Annotated in this window: 12 protein-coding genes and 1 riboswitch; of the genes, 2 read left to right on the top strand and 10 right to left on the bottom strand. The window is 58.5% G+C overall.

What is annotated here, in order from left to right; genetic code table 11:
• Nucleotides 1-16: 16 nt before the first annotated feature.
• From ABD76_RS05120 to ABD76_RS05085, 8 genes are all read right to left on the bottom strand, one after another.
• Nucleotides 17-607, bottom strand: coding sequence for a copper resistance D family protein (locus ABD76_RS05120; protein WP_197254782.1), 591 nt, complete (start codon nucleotides 605-607; stop codon nucleotides 17-19).
• 77 nt (nucleotides 608-684) lie between these two features.
• A complete protein-coding gene (locus tag ABD76_RS05115; RefSeq protein ID WP_197254780.1) occupies nucleotides 685-1,752 on the bottom strand; it encodes a DUF4198 domain-containing protein in 1,068 nt (355 codons plus the stop codon).
• A 464-nt stretch (nucleotides 1,753-2,216) separates the two neighbouring features.
• Nucleotides 2,217-4,040: an ABC transporter ATP-binding protein gene (locus ABD76_RS05110; RefSeq protein WP_197254778.1), complete on the bottom strand. Its 1,824-nt coding sequence runs from the start codon at nucleotides 4,038-4,040 to the stop codon at nucleotides 2,217-2,219.
• Nucleotides 4,033-5,778, bottom strand: coding sequence for an ABC transporter ATP-binding protein (locus ABD76_RS05105; RefSeq protein WP_197254776.1), 1,746 nt, complete (start codon nucleotides 5,776-5,778; stop codon nucleotides 4,033-4,035). The genes ABD76_RS05110 and ABD76_RS05105 overlap by 8 nt, the downstream gene beginning before the upstream one ends.
• 340 nt (nucleotides 5,779-6,118) lie before the next feature.
• Complete coding sequence (locus tag ABD76_RS05100) at nucleotides 6,119-7,777, bottom strand: methyl-accepting chemotaxis protein (protein WP_197254774.1); 1,659 nt, start codon at nucleotides 7,775-7,777, stop codon at nucleotides 6,119-6,121.
• Between the two features lie 129 nt (nucleotides 7,778-7,906).
• Nucleotides 7,907-8,269: a protein kinase gene (locus ABD76_RS05095; protein WP_197254772.1), complete on the bottom strand. Its 363-nt coding sequence runs from the start codon at nucleotides 8,267-8,269 to the stop codon at nucleotides 7,907-7,909.
• A 332-nt stretch (nucleotides 8,270-8,601) separates the two neighbouring features.
• Complete coding sequence (locus ABD76_RS05090; protein WP_197254769.1) at nucleotides 8,602-15,354, bottom strand: non-ribosomal peptide synthetase; 6,753 nt, start codon at nucleotides 15,352-15,354, stop codon at nucleotides 8,602-8,604.
• A 6-nt stretch (nucleotides 15,355-15,360) separates the two neighbouring features.
• Nucleotides 15,361-16,074, bottom strand: coding sequence for a 4'-phosphopantetheinyl transferase family protein (locus ABD76_RS05085; RefSeq protein ID WP_197254766.1), 714 nt, complete (start codon nucleotides 16,072-16,074; stop codon nucleotides 15,361-15,363).
• 88 nt (nucleotides 16,075-16,162) lie between these two features.
• Nucleotides 16,163-16,252, bottom strand: a riboswitch (cyclic di-GMP riboswitch).
• A 119-nt stretch (nucleotides 16,253-16,371) separates the two neighbouring features.
• Between ABD76_RS05085 and ABD76_RS05080 the strand changes: the two genes are divergently transcribed.
• Nucleotides 16,372-16,842, top strand: coding sequence for a helix-turn-helix domain-containing protein (locus ABD76_RS05080; RefSeq protein WP_197254764.1), 471 nt, complete (start codon nucleotides 16,372-16,374; stop codon nucleotides 16,840-16,842).
• A gap of 560 nt (nucleotides 16,843-17,402) precedes the next feature.
• Here the strand turns inward: ABD76_RS05080 and ABD76_RS05075 are convergent.
• Entirely contained in the window at nucleotides 17,403-17,768 is a 366-nt protein-coding gene (locus ABD76_RS05075; RefSeq protein ID WP_197254762.1) for a helix-turn-helix domain-containing protein, read from the bottom strand.
• A gap of 139 nt (nucleotides 17,769-17,907) precedes the next feature.
• Between ABD76_RS05075 and ABD76_RS05070 the strand changes: the two genes are divergently transcribed.
• On the top strand, nucleotides 17,908-18,348 hold the full coding sequence (locus ABD76_RS05070) for an arylsulfatase regulator (protein ID WP_197254760.1): 441 nt from the start codon (nucleotides 17,908-17,910) through the stop codon (nucleotides 18,346-18,348).
• 25 nt (nucleotides 18,349-18,373) lie between these two features.
• Here ABD76_RS05070 and ABD76_RS05065 read toward each other — a convergent pair whose 3' ends face one another.
• Nucleotides 18,374-19,591 (bottom strand): acyltransferase, encoded by a 1,218-nt coding sequence (locus tag ABD76_RS05065; RefSeq protein ID WP_197254758.1) that lies wholly within the window; start codon nucleotides 19,589-19,591, stop codon nucleotides 18,374-18,376.
• Nucleotides 19,592-19,632: the final 41 nt, after the last annotated feature.

Below are 19,632 nucleotides of genomic sequence, written 5' to 3'. Positions count from 1 at the left end.
GCCAAAAGGGTGTCATTTATCCCAAGCCCGGCGGCATTCCGGTTGACAACATCCCGGCGATAATAAATATAATCGCGCCGCAAGCCGCCTCCAGACTGACGCCGCGCAGAAAGACCCGGACCCGCTCCGGGTCGCCTTCCTGCTTCATGAAGGGGGGCAGCCAGAAGAAGCGGTGGAAGGCGGCAATCACGAGCACGCCCGCATAGAGCGCGCTCTTGACGAGCAGCGTCTGTCCGTAAGCAGACGTATAGAGCGCCTCCCAACTTCCGACATGCATCACCGCCAGCACCAAGCCGGTCACCACCGTGATGACCGTCAAAGGCAGGGCGGCGGCTGAGAAGCGCGACCAGAGGAGCCCTGCTTCCGCGAAGGCATCCGCGTCGGGCTGCCGGCGCAGGCTCCGGGTGACAATCAGCAGCCCGGCGAGGCCGCCGAACCAGATGCCTGCCGTCGCGAAATGCAGCGCATGCGAGACGACAGCGGCCGCGGCCTGCAGCGGGGACCCCGAGACGGCATGGCCGGTCAGCGGGAAGGTCAGCCCCAGGCCGAGCAGCAGCAGGCCCTGCAGGGCAGCTGTCGGCCGATGGGATGGACGCTGTCCCGACAATAGCGTCCCGCATGTCCGGCGGCCAGCACGATGCGCGCCGCCACCACATGCAGCGGCCCGCCCAAGGGAAGCCGGTTTTATTTCGTCAGGTACAAGTAGACGGCGGCGCGGTTCGCTCCGACCGCCGGCAAATATTCCAGCACGGCCCCCGCCTCGGAAGCCGCGTCCCGCAGCGAGACCGCAGATGCGGCGTTCTTGCTCTTGCCGCCAAAGGCCTCCTTCACCCAGCCCGCATCCGCCACAAGCGTGCCGTTGGCGAAGGAGAACGAGGCATCCGGTTGCGGCTTGCCGTTCAGGAATACCTGCGGCTTCGCTTCGGCCGGGGTGCCGGACAGCTCGTAGGCGCCGTTCTGGACGATGAAGGTCATCGTCGCTTCATAGCTGACGGTGTCATACTCGCCCTCGCGCTTCTCATTGGCAGCCGGCTTGGCGCGCAGCAAATAATAGTCGGCGCCGCCCAGCTTGAACTTGGCGATGCCCTTGGCATCCGTCTTCACGGTTACCGCCTCCGAATTGCTGCGGCGAATAAGCGATACTTCGATATCGGCCAGCGGCTTGCCCTTGAGCAGCAATTGGACTTCTGCGGAGGTGTTGGCTTGCGCCGCAGCCGGATTGAACAACGGAACCAGTTCGGCGCGGTCCGGGCTCACTTGCCGCTGGAAGCCGGTCAGCAAGGAGGCCCGCTTCATCGTCGGGATGTCCATGACGGCGACGAACGATTTGGCGCTGCGCAAGGTGCGGCTCGCCGCATCGGCTCCCTTGAAGATGCTGTCTCCCTCCACGGAGACGATATAGGCTCCAGGCTGGGAGGAGGAGAAGGAAGAGACAAAATAGTTGTTCACCGCCGGCTCCGTCTCTGTCGCCGCTTCGCCCGCATAGAAGCGCGTATCGGTAATGTCGATCTTTTTGCCCGCCGGGTTCACGACGTAGACTTGCGAGGAATCCGTGCTCCATTGGCCGGCGATGCGGTAGCTGCGGTGCTCATTGGAATGATTGCCGAGCATCATGTCCACATAGGCGACCTCGCCCGCCCCAATGACGGGACTGTTCGTCTGCGACCACCCGTCATGCGCGAACGCGGGGATGGCGAACGAGGCGGACAGCAGCGTGCCAAGCAGGATGCTGGCGGCTTTTTTCATGTTCATACAATCCCAACCTTTCCGTTACAAAAAAATGTGATCTAAATCACGACCCCACAGTGTAACCGAGCTGCTTACGGCTGACATGACTCCATCTAGCTATAAAATGTAGCAATCCCGTGAACATTCCTCGCTCGGCGGAAGTTGAGGCTTGTCCCCGCCGTCCGGCTGCTTCGGCCAATACTGCAATTCTGCAGTTTTTTTCTGGACGCCCAATCGGGAAAAAGGAAATCCTGCAAATGTGCAGCAATCTCCTCCGTTTTTGGCTGGGTTGGAAGGGATTTAGGGCGAAAAGCTGCAGCTGTGCAGGAATTTCAGCCAAATCTCCTCTCTGAAGGGGAAAATGCTGCACCAATGCAGGAATCAAGCCCCTAGAAATGCAGCAACCCGCATGGATGCCGTCCATGCGGGTTCGCAAAGGTTTCAAATATGGGGCAAAGCGGAGAATGGGCAGAGCGGAGAAGCCCGCGCTACATCGACGCCTGCAGCTCCGCGCCGCCGGTGCGGGAATGGCGCACCAGTTCGGCGTAGCTGCCGCCCCGCTTCAGCAGCGCCTCATGATTGCCTTCCTCGATGACGCGGCCGCCGCTCATGACGATGATGCGGTCGGCATATTGAATCGTCGAGAGGCGATGCGCGATCACGATCGTCGTCCTGCCCTTCGAGACGACATTCAAGGCCTGCTGGATGAGGCGCTCGGTATGCGAATCCAGATGGGCCGTCGCCTCGTCGAGAATCAGGATGCGCGGCTCGAACACAAGAATCCGGGCGAAGGAGATAAGCTGGCGTTCGCCAGCGGACAGCCCGCTGCCCCGTTCCGAGAGGCGCGTGTCATAGCCGTGCTTGAGCCGCTTGATCATGCTGTCCGCGCCGACCGCCTGGCAGGCCCAAATGACTCTGTCCCGCGGCACATCCTCCTGGAACAGGCGGACATTGTCCACAATCGTGCCGGAATAGAGATACGGGTCCTGCTGGACAAGGCCGACGATCCGGTGCAGCGTCTCCTGCTTCATCCGGCGAATGTCGATGCCATCGATCTCGACGCTGCCCTGGCGGACATCATAGAAGCGCGCCAGCAGACTGACGAGCGAGCTTTTGCCCGCGCCCGTCGTGCCGACAATCCCGATGAATTCCCCGGGAGCGATATGCAGGTCTAGATCATGCAGCACATCGCGGTTCTCGGCATAGGCGAAGCGGATATGTTTGAAGTCCACCTGGCCGAGAACCTCTTCCGGCTTCACCGCAACCGTCTGACCGGGTTCCGGGTCGGTCACCTGCGGCGCGACGCGGAAAATGCGCCAGAGACGCTCCATCGACACCGTCGTCGACTGCAGCGTGTTCCATTGCTGGGTAATCTGGTTGATGGGCTGGAAAAATTGGCGAATATAATTGATAAAGGCGTAGAGCACCCCGAATTCCAGCGCTTTGTCCAGCACGGCCATGCCGCCCAGCCAGACGACGAAGGCAACGGACAGGTTGCCGAGCATATCGAACGAGCGGTTGAACAAAATGCTCGTGCGCACTTCCCGTAAATTTTCGCGCAAATAGCTGCGGTTGCGGATGGTGAACTGGCCGGTCTGCTCTTTTTCCTGATGGAACGCTTGAATCAAGCTCATTCCGGCCAAGTTCTCCGCCAGAAAAGCGATAAGCCGCGACAGCTCCCCCCGCACCCGCTGGTAGGCCGACCGCAGGAGCGAACGGAAAGCGGCCGCGATAGCGAAGATGACCGGGAACAGCAGCAGGCAGTACAGCGCGAGCTGCGCATCCAGGGAGAACATGAAGGCGACGACCAGCAATAGCGACAAGCCGTCGCGCACCAGGCTCAAAAGCACTTGCGTAAAAAATTGGTTGATCGTCTCCGTGTCGCTGGAGACGTTCGTCACGAGACTGCCGATCGGATTGCGGTCGAAGAAGGACATCGACTGCTTCGAGATATGGCGGAACAGATCTTTGCGTAGCTGGCCGACGATGCTTTGCCCGACCTTTTGCAGCAGATTCGCCTGAATGTAGGAGAAGAGCAGGCTGACCGCCGCCAGCAGGAAGTAGCAGCCGCCGAGCAGCAGCAGCGTAACTGCCCCGTGCGCGCCCGTCAGCATGTTCTCGTCGATCGCCACCTTCACAAGATAGGGCTGAAGCAGATCCGCGCCGATGGCGAAGAAGGTGCAGACGAACACCGCGAGGAAGGTGAGCCGGTACGGCTTGGCGTAGGCCAGCATCGCCGCGAAGGAGCGCATGCGATCCTCGCGCGAGATATCCTGCGCGGCATTCGGGTTCGCGCTTGCTGCTTCACGCATCGAGCATCCCCTCCTCTTGAATGGCATACAGCGAAGCATAGTAGCCGCCCTGGCGGAGCAGCTCGGCATGCGTGCCGCGCTCCGCAATCCGCCCCTCATCGAGGACGACAATCTCGTCCGCATGGCGCACCGCGCTGATGCGATGGGCGATGATAAGCGTCGTCAAGCCCTTGCGGGCGCGGCGCAAATTCGCCAGGATAGCGGACTCGGTGACGACGTCCACGGCGCTGACGCTGTCGTCCAGGATCAGGATCGGCGCGTTCTTGATGAGCCCGCGGGCCAGGCTGGTGCGCTGGCGCTGGCCGCCGGACAAGGTAAGTCCCCGCTCGCCCAGCTTCGTGCCGAATTTGTCGGGGAATTCCTCGATATTGCGGTAAATGTCCGCCAGCTTCGACGCTTCCTGAACCGGCCCGTCATCGATCTCGCGGTTATAAAAAGCGATATTGTCGCGAATCGTCGTACTGAACAAAAATCCGTCCTGCGGGACGTAGGCAATCTGCGTGCGCAGGCTCTCCAGCGTCAGATGCCGGATATCGTCGCCGCCGATAAAGACGCTTCCCTCCGGCGGATCGTATACCCGCAGCAGCAGCTTGACGAGCGTCGTCTTGCCGCTTCCCGTTTTGCCGACAATGCCGAGCGTCTTGCCCGGAGCGACGCGGATGCTGATATCCTGCAGCGAGGGAGTGTCGCTGTCCGGGTAAGCGAAGGACAGATGGCGAAGCTCCAGCTCCGCCTCCCCCGGACGCAGCGCTGCCGCCTCTTCCGCCTCCTGGATATCCGGCTCCTCTTCCATGAGCCGGTTGAGCCGGTCGAGCGACGCGCGGGAACGAAGCATCGTATTGATGACATTGCCAATCTGCTGCAGCGGCGTCATGATCATGCGCAGGTAAAGCGTCAATGTAACGAAGTTCCCAAGCGACAGCTGTCCGCGGATGGACATCATCCCTCCGTATGTGATCGCTAACGCCAGCGACAGCGCGCCGGCGAACGGGATGAGCGCCTGGAACAAGGACGTCATCCGCACGAGGCGAAGCTGATTGTCGCGGATATGGTCGACCGTCCCGTCGAAGCGGGCTTGCGCGATATGCTCCACCGCGAACGTTTTCGTTACTTTGATGCCGCCGAATTGTTCTTCCGCGGATTCCGTCATCCCGGCAAGCGCATCCTGCACGGCGCGGGAGCGCATGCGAATGCGGGGGCCGAAGTAGACGACGAACAGCGGAATGGAGAGCAGCGGCAGGACGCAGACGAAGACCAGATGCAGCGGTATATGGCTCAGCATCATCATCACGAGGACGGATACGAGCAGAATCGTGGCATTCGTCATCTGATTGACGCCGTTGGCGATGGATTCCCGGACGGCCCGCACATCATTCATGAAATAGCTGAGCAGCTTGCCGACCCCGTTTTTGGAATAATAATGCTCGCTCAACCGGGTGAATTGCCCGAACAGCCGCTGCCGCGTATTGAACTCGAACAGCCGGCCGAGACGGTGATTCATGTACTGTCCCAGGCCGAAGAGCACGCCATACCCGATGCCTATCGCCGCGAGCCAGAGGCTGTAATGAATGACCGCGGCCCGCGTCAGCCCGTTCTGCTGCAATTCATCGGTGAACTGGCCGAGCAGAGCGGGGTAGAACGAATTGATAACGTTGGCGGCCGCCATGAACAGCACCGCCGTCACATAAAAGAACCAGTGAGCCCGAACATGACCGAATAACAATGACTTTCCTTTCATCTTCTCTCTCACATCCCGTACCGTTATCGAGTCCGGCGCCGTCAGAGATCGCGATCGGATCCGCAGTCCTTGCAGGCGGGAGGAACGGATCCATCCATGTCTCTCATCGGCATGTTCGCCTCCTTTCAGGACCATTATGTCAACATATAGATAATAAAACAATTGGAATAACCGTTCAATCTATTTGTTTACGAATTGTTCACTTGATTTTTGCCCCAACATCCCCTTGTGCCTGCTTACGGCTTGCTGAAGCCTTCCGCCGGCCCCCCGAATGCAGCAATGGCCGTGCTCTCTCAAGGAGAACACGGCCGATGCCGATGATACACATATCCTTTTTGCATTATACGGTGAATTTCGTCAAGGCTTCCCGCAGATTGCCCGACAAGCGATTGAGCTCTTCGGACGAGAGGGCCAATTCTTCCATAATCGCATTTTGCTCTTCGGTCGCGGCAGCAATCGACTGCACGTTGGCCGACGATTCCTCGGAAATTTGGATAATGCCCTGAACCCGCTCCAAAATTTCTTTCGCGTTCAGGTTGACCTCCTGCACGATCGCGTCGACCATTTCCACATTGCTCGACACTTCCTGAATCGTCTTGACGATCGCTCCGAACACTTGCCCGGTCTGGTTCACGCTCTCCATGCCCGACTCGACCAGCTTCGTGCTCTTGCTCATCGACTCGACGGCCTGGAGCGTATCGGCCTGAACGAGCGAAATGATTTCCTGGATTTCCAGCGCAGCCTGATTCGATTGATCGGCCAGCTTGCGCACCTCATTGGCGACAACCGCGAAGCCAAGACCGTGCTCGCCCGCCCGGGCCGCTTCAATCGCCGCGTTCAGGGCAAGCAGATTCGTCTGTCCCGCAATCTCGGTAATTATCTGGATAATCTCGCCGACCTTGCCGGAACGATGCTCCAATTCGGTGATAACGACAGAGCTGGAGCCGACGTTTTCTGCCAACTCGTTCATTTGACTCACCGTGTCCTTGACCATGACGCTGCCGCTCGAGACCAGCTCGCTGGCGCTCGCGAAATCGCTCGTCATCGACTTGACGACCTGCTCGACTTCGCCGATGGCCATCGTAATGTCCTCCATCGTGCCGCCGATATTGCGCAGCATGCGCGCCTCCTCGTCCACGCCCTGCGAGATATCCTGCAAGGAGAGGGTCACCTGCTCAGAAGCTTTGCTCGTCTCCTGCGCGCTGTGGACGAAGTCTCCCGAGGTGACGGTAACCTTGTCGCTTGTCGCGACGACCTGTTCGACCAGATTCCGCAGATTCGAGGTCATGTTGTCTACCCCGCGGGCGACCATTCCCCATATATCCTGCCGGTTCACATCCATGGAGAGGCGCTGCGTCAAATCTCCGCTTCCAATCCGGTCCAGCGTTTCGGCCACTTCATGGATCGGCTTCACCATGAACCGATTTACAAGCAGCCATATCGTTCCGCAAATCACCAGGATGGAGGCGATGGCGACCGCAAGCAGCATCAACTGATAGTATCCGATCCCGTCGCTGAAATCGAGCAGGCTGGACACGATGATGACGCGGTACTTCCCGGCTTGGCCGGATACGCCATACTCCAGTTGATTATCCAGGAACATGCTTGCCTTCTGGGATTCCAGCAGCGGCTTCAACTGCGGATAATCGGCCAGCTTCGTCTTATCTGCGGCGCCTGCGACCGCCGCGATCTCGTTGCCGTCGATAATGAGCGCGAAGCTGTGTTCCCGGAGAGCGATGCTGTCAAGCCATTCATTCGGGTTCGAGTCGCCGCTGCGTTCGATCAAGCTGATGACATGGGAGACGTCTTGCTCCGTATCTTTAATCATCAGGTCCGTTATCGTTTCTTTCAAAAAATTGACATTGATCATGCTTGTAGCTGCAATGATAAGCAAAGTCAAGAGCGTCATGGGAACGAGAATTCGCGCCAACAGCGACTTATGCCACCAGTTGCCCATGAATTTCAGCCGTTTGGTCACGGATGTGATTTGAGCGTTCATTGTCTTCTCACCTTCGGGTTGTATTCGTTGAACACAAGTCATTCAAGTCTGTATTCGTTACAGGCCGCTATGCGGAAAAAGACTCCCCGCATCGCGGGCAAGTCTTTTTCGCATCAGTAGTCCGCACTCTTATTTAAAGCTGTCGAGATATTTGTCGGCTTCTTCGTAGCTCTGGAATACGCCGTTGTCGCCGCCGAGCTCCTTGATCAACCGGGACAGCTGCAGCTTGGTGAGCGCCGAACTGACGATCATGGCCGAGCCGAGAATTTTCTTCTTGGCCATATATTCGCGCAGGCCCGCCAAATATTCATTTACGTCGGCCGGAGCCGGCTGAGCGTCCGCCATGTCGATGCAGAACGTATATCCTTCCTTCGCCTTGTCAACATATTGGCGGGCCGTTTTGTCATACTCCTTCGCCTCGTCCATGCCCATCATGCCTTCAAGCTTGATATAAATGCGGTTCTTTGCTGCGTCGTATTTTACGTTAAACATAGTTGTACTTCCTCCTCAAATGTAGTCGTCGTTGATCGTAAGAAATCATGCCATGGCAGGATGCGTCCGGCATTCCCGCTGTCAATCTGCCTCTCGATGTTGTGCTCTCTTATCCCCTCCCAGACGTGGTCTACCCCTGCCGCCGCAGCGGGAACCAGTCCAGCGTAACGCACCGTGCCGCTCCGATGCGGCCGTATCAATCCATTTCGGCGCGCGTCAATGCGTATCAGTCCGTATCCACCGTACCAGTCCTTACATCCGTGTCAGTCCTTACATCCGTATCAGGCCGTATTTGTCCGTATTGACCAAACTAGGCCTGACAGGTGAACCGGCTATTTATGGCTGGATGCTTGCGGCAGGAAGCCCACCGCCTCGGCATGCGCAAGCAGGCGCCGGAATTCCGCCGCGGCCGGCTTCGTCCATGCGAAGCCCAAGCGAGCGAGCAGCGCTGCCGTCCGCTCCGCCGTATGCACGAAGACGGTCCCGTTCGATGCTTCATCCATCCAGCCGTTGTGCAGCAGCACGCTCTCGACCGCCTCCCGGTTCTCTTCCCGCTCGAAGCGGGCGTACAGTTCCTCGAAGAACGGACCGGCAGCCAGCGGCTTCACCGTGATGCCAGGATGGGCGGCCAGCAGGTCGGCCAAGCTGATCAGATGCGGGTTGTACACGTGGTAGGTGCCGTTGTACAGCGCCGGCTTGTCGAACAGCGTGACGATGGCCGCGCTCACCTGATTGACGAAGGACAAATCGGTATCCGGCTCCGACGCCAGCACCGCCCCCAGGCCAAGATAAGATTTGATCGTATTGTAAAAAGCGTTGTCCGCGATATTTTCCTGGAAATGGCCCGTGTCCGAATGGCAGACGATATTGCCGACCCGATAAATGCTCGCCTGCAGACCGCGGGCGCGGGCTTCCTGAATGCGCAGCTCCGCTTCGAACTTCGTCTTCACATAGACGTTATGATGCTGCTGGCCGAGATCCCCGTCATCTTCCGTGAACAGCGCCTCGGCTCGGCCTTCGATAGTGCCCATGCCGACTGACATTGTCGATACGTGGTGGAACGCCTTCGGCGTCCGTTCCAGCGCCAAATCAATCAGCCGCTCCGTCGCCGTCACATTGCTCCGCACGAAGTCGTCATAATGGCCGTAATGCTTCACGTTCGCCGCCGCGTGAACGATGCAGTCGACTTCGCTGGCGAGCCGCTCGTAGTCCTCGGTCTCGAGGCCGAACCGTTCCGACGACAGTTCGCCGTTCACGAGATGGATGCGCGCGGCATGCGCCGGGAACCAATCCGGGCCAAAATAGTAGGCCAGCTTGTCCGCCAAGCGCCCGCGCGCCTCGTCCGGCGTCCGTCCCCTTACAATGACGCTGACTTCGCTGCCCGTGCGCGAGATGATTTCGTGCAGCAGATAAGCGCCCAGATAGCCGGTCGCTCCCGTCAGCAGCACGTGGCGGTACTCGGTCCGGCGCTCCGCCGCCGGAGGAATCCGGCCTTCGATGCCGCTGCGGTAGCGGCGGCGCGCTTCCGCCACGGCCGGCGCTTCCCCGTCCGGGGCCGCGGCGTACCGTTCGCGTATCCGCGCCAGCTTCTCCTGCAGATGGTTCGGCCGGTATTCAATGTGGCGGGCGAGTTGCCGAATCGTCGGATACGCGAAGATGTCGGCGACATCGACGATGAATTCCTGCTTCAGCCGGGCGACCAGCGTGATCGCCTTCAAGGAATGGCCGCCGATATCGAAGAAATTGTCTTCGACGCCGACCGCCGTCAGCCCGAGAACCTCCTGCCACGCGTCGGCCAGCTTCTGCTCGATCTCGTTCTCCGGCGCAACCATGCTCCCGGACGCTCCTTCGAGCTTCTCCGGCTCCGGCAGCTTCGAACGGTCGATCTTGCCGTTCGTCGTCAGCGGCATCCGTTCCAGGAAGGCGAAATAGGACGGCGCCATATAATCCGGCAGGCTGGTCAGCACATAGGCGCGGACATCGGCCGCCGTCAGCGCGCCTTCCGCCACGATATGGGCGCAGAGCGCCTTCTGCCCCGGCGCTTCCTCGCGGACGGACACGAGCACGTCCTTCACCTGCGGATGAGTGCGGATCTGCGCCTCGATCTCGCCCAGCTCCATGCGGAAGCCGCGAATTTTGACCTGATGATCCTTGCGCCCGAGGAATTCAATATTGCCGTCCGGCAGCCAGCGCACCAGATCGCCGGTCTTGTAGATTCGTTCCCCTGGCCGGAACGGGCTGTCGATGAACTTCTCCGCGGTCAAGCCGCTCCGGTTCAAGTAGCCGCGAGCGACGCCGTCGCCGCCGGCCCACAGCTCGCCCGGAACGCCGATCGGCTGCAGCTTGCCGAACGCATTGACGACATAAGCCGTCGAATTGGCAATCGGCTTGCCGATCGGGATCGAGCCAGGGCGCTCGCCAGCAATCTCGTAGCAGGCCGTGAACGTCGTGTTCTCTGTCGGCCCGTACCCGTTGATGATCGTGATCGGCCCGCTCGCTTCGCGCACCCGGTAAATATGCTTCGGCGACAGCACGTCGCCGCCGACGAGCAGCGTGCGCACCGGACGGAACAGCTCCGGATTCTTCTCCGCGAGCTGGGTGAACAGCGGCGAGGTCAGCCACATCATCGTGACCCCGTGGCGTTCAATCGCTTCGGCCAGGGCGGTCTCATCCAGAATCGTCATCTTGTCGACGAGCACCAGGCGCAGTCCGTTCAGCAGCGCTCCCCAAATCTCGAACGTCGAAGCGTCGAACACCAGCGAGCCCGTCTGGAGAATGCAGTCATCCTCCCGGAAGGAGACGAAATTCGTATTCTGCACGAGCCGGATGACGTTGCGGTGGGTCACCATGACCCCCTTCGGTTTGCCGGTCGATCCCGACGTGTACATCAGATAGGCGAGATCCTCCGCCTCATTCACGCTGTCCGGATCGATCGCCCGCTCTTCTTCGCCGTTTGAACCGTGCGCGGCCGCAGCCGCTTCGAACCCGACACGGGCGATGTGCGGCGGGAGCTGCCCTGCCAGCGAGCCGCTCGCAAGCACGAGCTTCGCTCCGCTGTCCTCCAGCAAGTAATCGACGCGATCCGCCGGATAATCCGGATCGATCGGCACATACGCGCCGCCCGCCTTCATAATCGCCAGGACGCCGACGATCATTTCCGCCGTCCGCTCGGTCAAGACGCCGACCGCCTGCTCCCGGCGGACGCCGCGGCGCCGCAGCTCATGAGCCAGCCGGTTCGCCTCCGCATTCAGCTCGGCATAGGTAAGCGAGCGCTGCGGATCGGTGACCGCCGTGCGATTCGGCGTGCGCCGCGCCTGCTCCTCGAACAGGCCGTGAATCGTCGCCTCGCGCGGATAGTCGGCTTTCGTCCGGTTGAACTCGGCGACGATCTGCTCCCGTTCCCGCGCCGTAATCATGTCCAGTTCGCCGATGAGGGCTTCCGGCTTCCGCACCGCCTCCTGCACGAGCTGCAGGAAGTGCCCCGCCAGCCGCTCGATCGTATCCCGGCGGAAGAGAGCCGTATTGTACTCGAAGTTCAGCAAGACGGCGTCTTCCCGCTCCACGGCCTCCAGCGTCACGTCGAACTTCGAGGTGCCGTTATGATAAGGAATGGCCTCGCAGGCCGCGCCGTCGAGCTCAAGCGTCGTATCGCCCATGTTCTGCATGACGAAGACCGTGTCGAACAGCGGGTTGCGGCTCATATCCCGCGGGTAGGACAGCCGGTCGACCAGCTTGTCCAGCGGATAGGTCTGGTATTCATACGCCGCCAGCAAGCTCTCCTTCAGCTCGGCCAGATAGTGCGCGAAGGCTTTGCCCCCTTCCGGATAGCTGCGAATCGGCAGCGTGTTGACGAACATGCCCATCATCCGCTCCAAATCGGGATGCGTCCGCGCCGCGACGGCGCAGCCGACGATAATATCCTCCTTGTCCGCATAAGCGGCCAGCAGCAGGTTGTACACGGCGAGCAGCGCCATGTAGAGCGTCGTCCCCCGTTCCGAAGCCAGCTTCTTCAGCGCGGCGGCATCGGCGGCCGGCAGCGCCGCGCGGACGATATCTCCCGCGAAGGTCTGCATCGGCGGCCGCGGGAAGTCGGTCGGGAGCTCCAGCACCGGCAGTTCGCCTTCCAGCATCCGCAGCCAATACGCCTCTTCCGCTGCCTGCTCCCGGATTTCCCGTTCCGCCTGCCATTCGGCGTAATCTTTGTAATGCAGCGTCTGCGCCGGAAGCTCCCGGCCCGCATACAGAGCGGCCAGTTCCTCGGCCAGGAGGCTCAGCGAGGTGCCATCGAAGACGATATGATGAACGTCAAGCAGCAGCGCCGCCTCGCCTTCCGCCAACCGGATCCAGGCCGCCCGCAGCAGCGGCGCCTCCTCCATCCGGAACGGCCGCAGGAACGAGGCGGCCGCCTCCTCTGCCGTGCGGCCATCGGCCTCCAGCCGCTGCATAGCGAAGTCGACGGCCGGATGCACCCGCTGTACGACTTCGCCGTCCTCCCAATGGAAGGATGTCCGCAGCGCCTCATGGCGCTCCACCAACTTCCGGAGCGCCTGCTCCAGCCGCTCCGGTTCGCAATCTCCCGGCAGGCGATAGAGGAGCGGCACATGGTACGCCATGCCGATATCTGCCCGCTGCTGCAAGGCGTACATCCGCTGCTGAGCCGGGGCGAGCCGGTAATGCGGCTTGTCCGGCGCAGGCTCGATCGCTTCGAAGCCGCCCCGCTCCAGCTGGGCGATCAGCGAGGCGAGCGAGCGGATATACGGCATCTCGAACAGCAGCTTGAAGGAAATGTTCACCTGGAACGTCTCATAGATTCGCGCCTGCAATTGAGCGACCTTGAGCGAGTGTCCGCCCAGCTCGAAGAAATGATCGTCGATGCCGATCGGCTCGATGCCAAGCAGCTCCTCCCAGATGGCCGCCAGCTTGCGCTCCGTCTCGTTCGTCGGGGCCGCGTAATGGACCGCCGCCCGCTCTTGTCTCTCCGGCCGCGGCAGCTTGGCCCGGTCGATTTTGCCGTTGATCGTGAGCGGCATCCGCTCCAGGAACATGAAATAGCCGGGAACCATATATTCCGGCAGCAGCTTGGCCAGATACGCTCTCAGCCCGGCCGCGTCCAGCCCGCCTTCCGCGACGACGTAGGCGCACAACGCCTTCTGCCCCGGCGCTTCCTCGAAGTCGGTGACGAGCGTCTCTTTTACCTGGCTATGACCGTGAATGCGGGCTTCAATCTCGCCGAGCTCCATGCGGTAGCCGCGAATTTTGACCTGATGGTCCTTGCGGCCGACGAACTCCAACTGCCCGTCTTCGCATAAGCGAACCAGATCCCCGGTCTTGTAGATTCGTTCCCCCGGCACGAACGGGCTGTCGATGAACATGCTCTCTGTCAGATCGTCACGGTTCAAATAACCGCGGGCCACGCCGTCTCCGCCGACCCACAGCTCCCCGGTCGCCCCGGGCGGCTGCAGCTTGCCATGCGCATTGACGACATATATCGTCGAGTTCCCGATCGGCGTCCCGATGGGAATTGGGCCCTCCCGCTCTTCCTTCAGCTCATAGCAAGTCGAGAAGGTCGTATTTTCCGTCGGACCGTAGATGTTCGACAGCCGAATCGGCGCGCATTCCTGCGCCGCCCGATAGAAATGCTTCGGCGACATCAGCTCGCCGCCGACGAACAACTGGCGAACGGGCTTGAAGATGGCCGGATTGCGGTCAACGAGCTGCAGGAACAACGCCGTCGTCAGGAACATCGTCGTGATGCCGAAGCGGCGCAGCGCTTCATCCAATTGACGGCTGTCCAATATCGTCGTCTTATCGACCAGCACGAGGCCGATTCCATTCAAGAGCGAGCCCCAGATTTCAAAGGTGGACGCATCAAAGACGAGCGACCCGGTCTGCAAAATCCGATCTCCGGGCTGAAACTCCACGTAATTCGTATTTTTGACGAGACGGACCACGTTGCGATGGGTCACCATGACCCCCTTCGGTCTGCCGGTCGATCCCGACGTGTAGATAATGTAAATCAAGTCCTCCGCGCCTCCGATCGGCTCCGGATTATGCTCCGGCTGATCGGCCCAAGCCGTTCCCTCTAACGGCACCTGCACCGCATCCGCCGGCAAGCGACCGGACAGCCCGGCGCTCGTCAGCACGAGCCGGGCCCCGCTGTCTTCCAGCAAATATTGAATCCGATCCTGCGGATGATCCGGATCAATGGGGACGTACGCGCCCCCGGCCTTGATGATCGCGAGAATCCCGATAACCATCTCCGCCGTCCGTTCGGCGAGTATGCCGACCGCTTGCTCGCGCGCGACCCCTTGCGTACGCAAATAATGAGCAAGCCGGTTCGCGGCTTCGTTCAATTCCTTGTATGTAAATTGGCGGCCTTCTTCGATGATGGCCGGTTCGTCAGGAATGCGGGCCGCCTGCTCCTCGAACAGGGACGGCACCGTCCGGTGCTTCGGATAAGGATACTGTGTCCGGTTATGCCTCTCGATGTAGCGCCGGATCTCCTCCTTCGTCAGAAGATCCCACTCTCCGATCGGCTTGTCCGGGGCTTGCGCCGCCTCGCTCAGCATCTGGTTCAACTGTTGGCCCATCCGTGTGGCGGCATCCAAGCTGAAGCGCTCCGGTCGATAATAAATCGTAAATAAAAACGGGCCAAGAAATGCCGCTTCCCGGCCCAAAATCCGGGCATGCAGGTCTCCGGCCGAAATATCGGCTCTCGTCCTGCCGGGCACCTCGGCATCCTGGCACCAGCAGCATGTCGTGATGTCGCCGCTTGCGCCCGGATCCTCCCCGCCGGTCTGCAACTGGCCGCACAGCGCCTCCGCCGCGCTCCACAGCGTCTCCTCCGGACGAACCGCCACCAGCACGCCGTCCCGGCTCTGGCTGGCCATCGCATGAAGAACGACTTCCTCTGCGTTATGGTATCGCGCAACCAGACCGCTCCATGCCACGCCCACTGCAGCCTCCAATGTGACCGAACGGGTGCGTGTCAGCTGTTCCAGACCATCCACGATGGCGGAAGGAATCTCGAATGTATGGGCGTCATAGCCCGTAAGCTGTTCGGTTGTAAATGGAATGGCAGACAAATTGATTCAGCTCCTTATCATTGACGAACAATAGGGTTGGAACCTATCCAATAATTGTTCCAATGTCCAATGCTCTATGGGCGCAATCTTGGAATCGACACCGCATGCCGTCACACAATACCCGGCATCCAGACTCTCAATCCGGGTAAAGACATATCCCCGCGCATGCCAGACCGACGGAAGCCGCCACGGGCGGACTCCGTCCGGCAGTATCTCCAGTTCATCCAGCGGGCCGTATCGTCCGGTTCCGCGGGCTTTGAGATAGCTCTGCTTGGCCGTCCACAGCCAATGGAGAAAGCGGGCGCGCGCATCCGCGTCCAGGCCGGAAGCGATCCGGTATTCCCGGGGCGTGCACAGAATGCGGGCCTCCTCAGGCTCCAGTGGCCTGATCCGCTCGATATCGATGCCGACCTCGCAGCGATCGATTGCCGTCATGATCCAGCAACCCGAATGCGATATATTGAAAAATATGGAACTGCTTGGGGACATATACGGCTTGCCGAACCGGTTCCGGATGAATGCAATCTCGTCGTTTCTCCTCCCGGTCAGACGGCAGATCTGGCACCGGACGAGAACTTCGGCAATAACCATGAGATGACGATCCGCACGCCGGCTCAGTCTCGCGTATCGTTCCTGCTGTTCGGCAGACAGGAACGGAACAAGACGTTGAACGATGCGATCATCGGTATGGCGGTCCCAGCGGAGAGCAGCAATCTTCATAGGCTTCAACATCCTCTATACATAGAAAAAAGGCTACTTCCAGCAATAGCCTCATCACCATAAAGAACGTGAATGATCCCTTATTCAACATGGCAACCCGGCCGCCATGGCTCCATGAAGGAGAGTTAGGCCCGAGGCTTTGCGTCCTTGCCTTTCGACAAGTTTGCCTTTATCAAGTTTTGTTGTATGTAAACGGTACGGTTGCTTCTCTCTCCGCGGCAGTAGCTATCTCTGTATAGCATCATGCTTCTATACCCATACTACGAGTAAAAGTATAGATACGAGCGTGAGCCGATAATGCGAAAACTGTTGATTACGAACCGTCATGGATGGAATGTCTATTCCTTGAACCGCTTGACGTCCACCATCCAAGATCCGAAGCAGCGGATCAAGGTGGAGGCCGTCCGTCTTGTCATGTCCGGACACACTGCCAAGGATGTCGCGAAGCAGTTGGGCCTTCACCGCCAGACGGTATCGAACTATGTAAAAATTTTCAACGACGGCGGCATCGAACAACTGCTATCCAATGTTGCGACTCCCGGGAAGCCAAGAATACTGACCCCTCAGCAGGAAGAAGAACTGATCGGCATCATCAGCAGCCGTATGCCTTCTCGCGGCTCATCGACGGGCTGGTCGATGCGTGACATCCAGGATTTGCTCGAGAAGCATTTCCAGGTGCACATGACGCGGACGGGCGTTCGGGATATGCTTCGCAGATTAGGTCTTAAGTACACCTCTCGCGGTTATGTGCTCCATCGTACCGAATAGCTCCTTCTCAGGCTCTATTCAGAATATCGGCAAATATATGTCGATTGATTAACGCCACTCCTTAATAATACGTAGCAAAATTCGACATTGCAACTCAATATATGTCACTTTTTGAGGAAAAAGAGAAGAAAACGTAATAGGTAAATAGAATTATATACCTGTTCGAGGTAATGAGAAATAAGTCTCATTCGAAAGGATAAGTAGAGATAAGAGAGAGAAAAATCATTCTGCGGAGACAGCGTGGCTGCGGGGTGTTTTAGGGGGAATGTTCTGACGTTACGGTATAGTTCTGGGGGATTGCATAACAGTGGTTAGGGCTTCTATATGTAAACATCTCGATGTAATTTAAAATTTTTATGAATATTCCCCCTGACTTCGTTGTAATAACCCAAGGAATTTCCTTATCAAATCTTGATCTTTTGGATAATAACATTTCTGGTTATATTTTGCACATCTCTTATGCCGGCTGCAACATTATAAAAAAGCTAAGTGCTTGTTCAATAAAAAAAGGGAAGCTTCGCCAATGGCGGGCTTCCCCGCTCTCAATCCTCGTCGCTGCACTAGTTATCGTTCATTCTCCGGTCGAACGTCTCCAGCATGTCCTTCGCAATCCGATGGACCAGCTTCACATCTTCTGCTTCCCGGCCCTTCAACAGCTTCACGTGCAGTTCAAGGGTGCCGGCGATGCCCAGACGCTCCGCATCTACGCTTGCCATGTCAAACGAGAAAAACTGTTCGATGCTGACATCCAGAGCACGAATAATCCGTTCCAGTGAATCAAGCGAAATATTTAAGCTGCCGCGTTCAGCGCCGCCGATATACGAAGCCTTCATTCCGCACTGCTCTCCCAGCTCTGCCTGAGTATAGCCTCTCTGTTTGCGAAGCTCGCGAATCCGTGCGCCTAAAAATATTTTCAAGTCCGACATGCCCGTCACCTCACAAGTTAAGCTTATAAAAAACTTCCGGGAAGCAAAATACCCATATTCATGCTTTTATTGTTTTTAAAATTTATAAATGTTATTATGTTCTATATGAAGTTATTTATGTTTTTTGCGAGGTGATGAGGTGAATGTCAAAATCCACAACGTTCAAGATGTCGTACTGTGCAACGAACGGAACGAGCATCTATGGTACCAATTCAAAGGACTATACATGCTCAACAAGGAACATATCGTCACGCTGCAGCGCGAAGAGAGTCTGTACGGATTTGGTATCGTGGACAGCGCCCCTTACAGTTACCTTCAGCCGTTGAGCCACGAACGTTCACGGATGCTTCAGCATGACTACCCCGACGTCTTTGCCGCCCTTCAGCCATCCGTGATGAATCCGGCCGTGCTTCTTCGCCTGATCGCCTTTACGTATAATGAAGTCAAGACCAAAAGCAACTATAGCATCTGCATCTCCTTCGCCTCCGATGCTCATCCGCTGGACGCGTATGCCTTCTTCCTGCAGACAGGGGCGGATTATGTGCATTTCTTGACAGAACGGAAAGACCGCAATTCATAATTGCGGTCTTTGCTGTACTGTACTGCTATCGATAAGGGAGCACGGCCGGATTGCTGCTAAGCGGCTTGGCTGAAGCTGCCTGACGGCGGCCCATCGGTCCAGTCAGCCAGATGCCGAACGGCAGCCGATCCAACAGCATCGTAATTCCAATCGACAGCGCGGCGACGGCGGCCCACGTAATCAATGTCAATGCGGCATGCATGCCTGCAAGCGGGATCTCGCAAGTAAAACGGGCAATCTGTCCGAGGACAAGCGCGTGCACCAGATAGCCGCCGAAGGAATACGTGCCGATTTTATGCAAAATGCGGTAAGCTCTTCCCTTGCGCCGGCAAACATATAGCGCTAGAGCATACATCAGCGGCATTTGAGCGAGGATAAGCAGGAACACCGACGGCTTGAGATAGGTGGAAACATTCAAATTAATGGGCGCTGCCCCGGCCTGCAGCAGCCGATATCCGGCATAGGTGTAGAAGATAATGAACAGCAGAAGGCTCCAGGGCACGCTTCGGCGCATCAGATTGCGCCAGCGCTGTACATGCCATGCGCAGACAATGCCGAGCGCGATATAGAAGAAATAGAATGGCAGCAGCATTGTCCGATGCCCAAGCAGCGGCTGCAGCCAGGCTGGCGCATCCCAGGCCGGAGCCACGCTGTAGGACCAGTACATCAGGCCCGCATAGGCTGCGGCCAACGCCCCCAACAGCAGGACAACGCGCCGCACGATCTGCCCCTGCCCGGCGGCATGGGAGCGAATCCTCTGCCCGATAGCGCGTGCCCCCCGATCAAGCCAGGGGAAGAGAAGATACAACTGGAAGATCATCAGCACGAACCAGAGCTGATAGCCGTAGGTCGGGGTAATGAATTGGGCAGCCAGCAGCCTCCATCCTTCCGGCTCCAGGAGTTGCCCGCGCAGGGTATATATCCCGTAAATGACGGTCCAGATGGCGAACGGCGCCAGTATGGCTGCCGCCCGGCGCTTCAAAAAGTTCCCGTAAGGTACGGTGTAATCGTAATTATAGAATAGAATAACAGCCGATAAAAAAACAAACGTTAATGTCCCATATCGGGTAAAATGATAAATCATTCCAAGGAAAATCGCTTGTTCCGCCGGAATGTCCGGCCGGTAAATATACTCTCCAATGCAGTGCTGAAGCACAATGGCGAAAAACGCGAAGGCGCGCAAGATCGTGATTTCGTCAATCCGTTCCTTCCTCGGTGCGGCGTGAGAATGATCGATTGCCATGGCCAGTTCCTCTCCCCTCCGTCAACAAGGTGATGTGAACC

Source organism: Paenibacillus dendritiformis (genome assembly GCF_015845845.1).
Taxonomy (GTDB): domain Bacteria; phylum Bacillota; class Bacilli; order Paenibacillales; family Paenibacillaceae; genus Paenibacillus_B; species Paenibacillus_B dendritiformis_C.
The sequence above is the reverse complement of the archived record's forward strand: the minus strand, read 5'-3'. Positions and strand labels throughout refer to the sequence as shown.

Bases quoted from the DNA above. Each gene is read 5' to 3' on its own strand.
- ABD76_RS05110 (WP_197254778.1), bottom strand. From the start codon at position 4,040: ATGCGTGAAGCAGCAAGCGCGAACCCGAATGCCGCGCAGGATATCTCG.
- ABD76_RS05075 (WP_197254762.1), bottom strand. From the start codon at position 17,768: ATGTCGGACTTGAAAATATTTTTAGGCGCACGGATTCGCGAGCTTCGC.
- ABD76_RS05080 (WP_197254764.1), top strand. From the start codon at position 16,372: ATGCGAAAACTGTTGATTACGAACCGTCATGGATGGAATGTCTATTCC.
- ABD76_RS05095 (WP_197254772.1), bottom strand. From the start codon at position 8,269: ATGTTTAACGTAAAATACGACGCAGCAAAGAACCGCATTTATATCAAG.
- ABD76_RS05115 (WP_197254780.1), bottom strand. From the start codon at position 1,752: ATGAACATGAAAAAAGCCGCCAGCATCCTGCTTGGCACGCTGCTGTCC.
- ABD76_RS05085 (WP_197254766.1), bottom strand. From the start codon at position 16,074: ATGAAGATTGCTGCTCTCCGCTGGGACCGCCATACCGATGATCGCATC.
- ABD76_RS05065 (WP_197254758.1), bottom strand. From the start codon at position 19,591: ATGGCAATCGATCATTCTCACGCCGCACCGAGGAAGGAACGGATTGAC.
- ABD76_RS05105 (WP_197254776.1), bottom strand. From the start codon at position 5,778: ATGAAAGGAAAGTCATTGTTATTCGGTCATGTTCGGGCTCACTGGTTC.
- ABD76_RS05100 (WP_197254774.1), bottom strand. From the start codon at position 7,777: ATGAACGCTCAAATCACATCCGTGACCAAACGGCTGAAATTCATGGGC.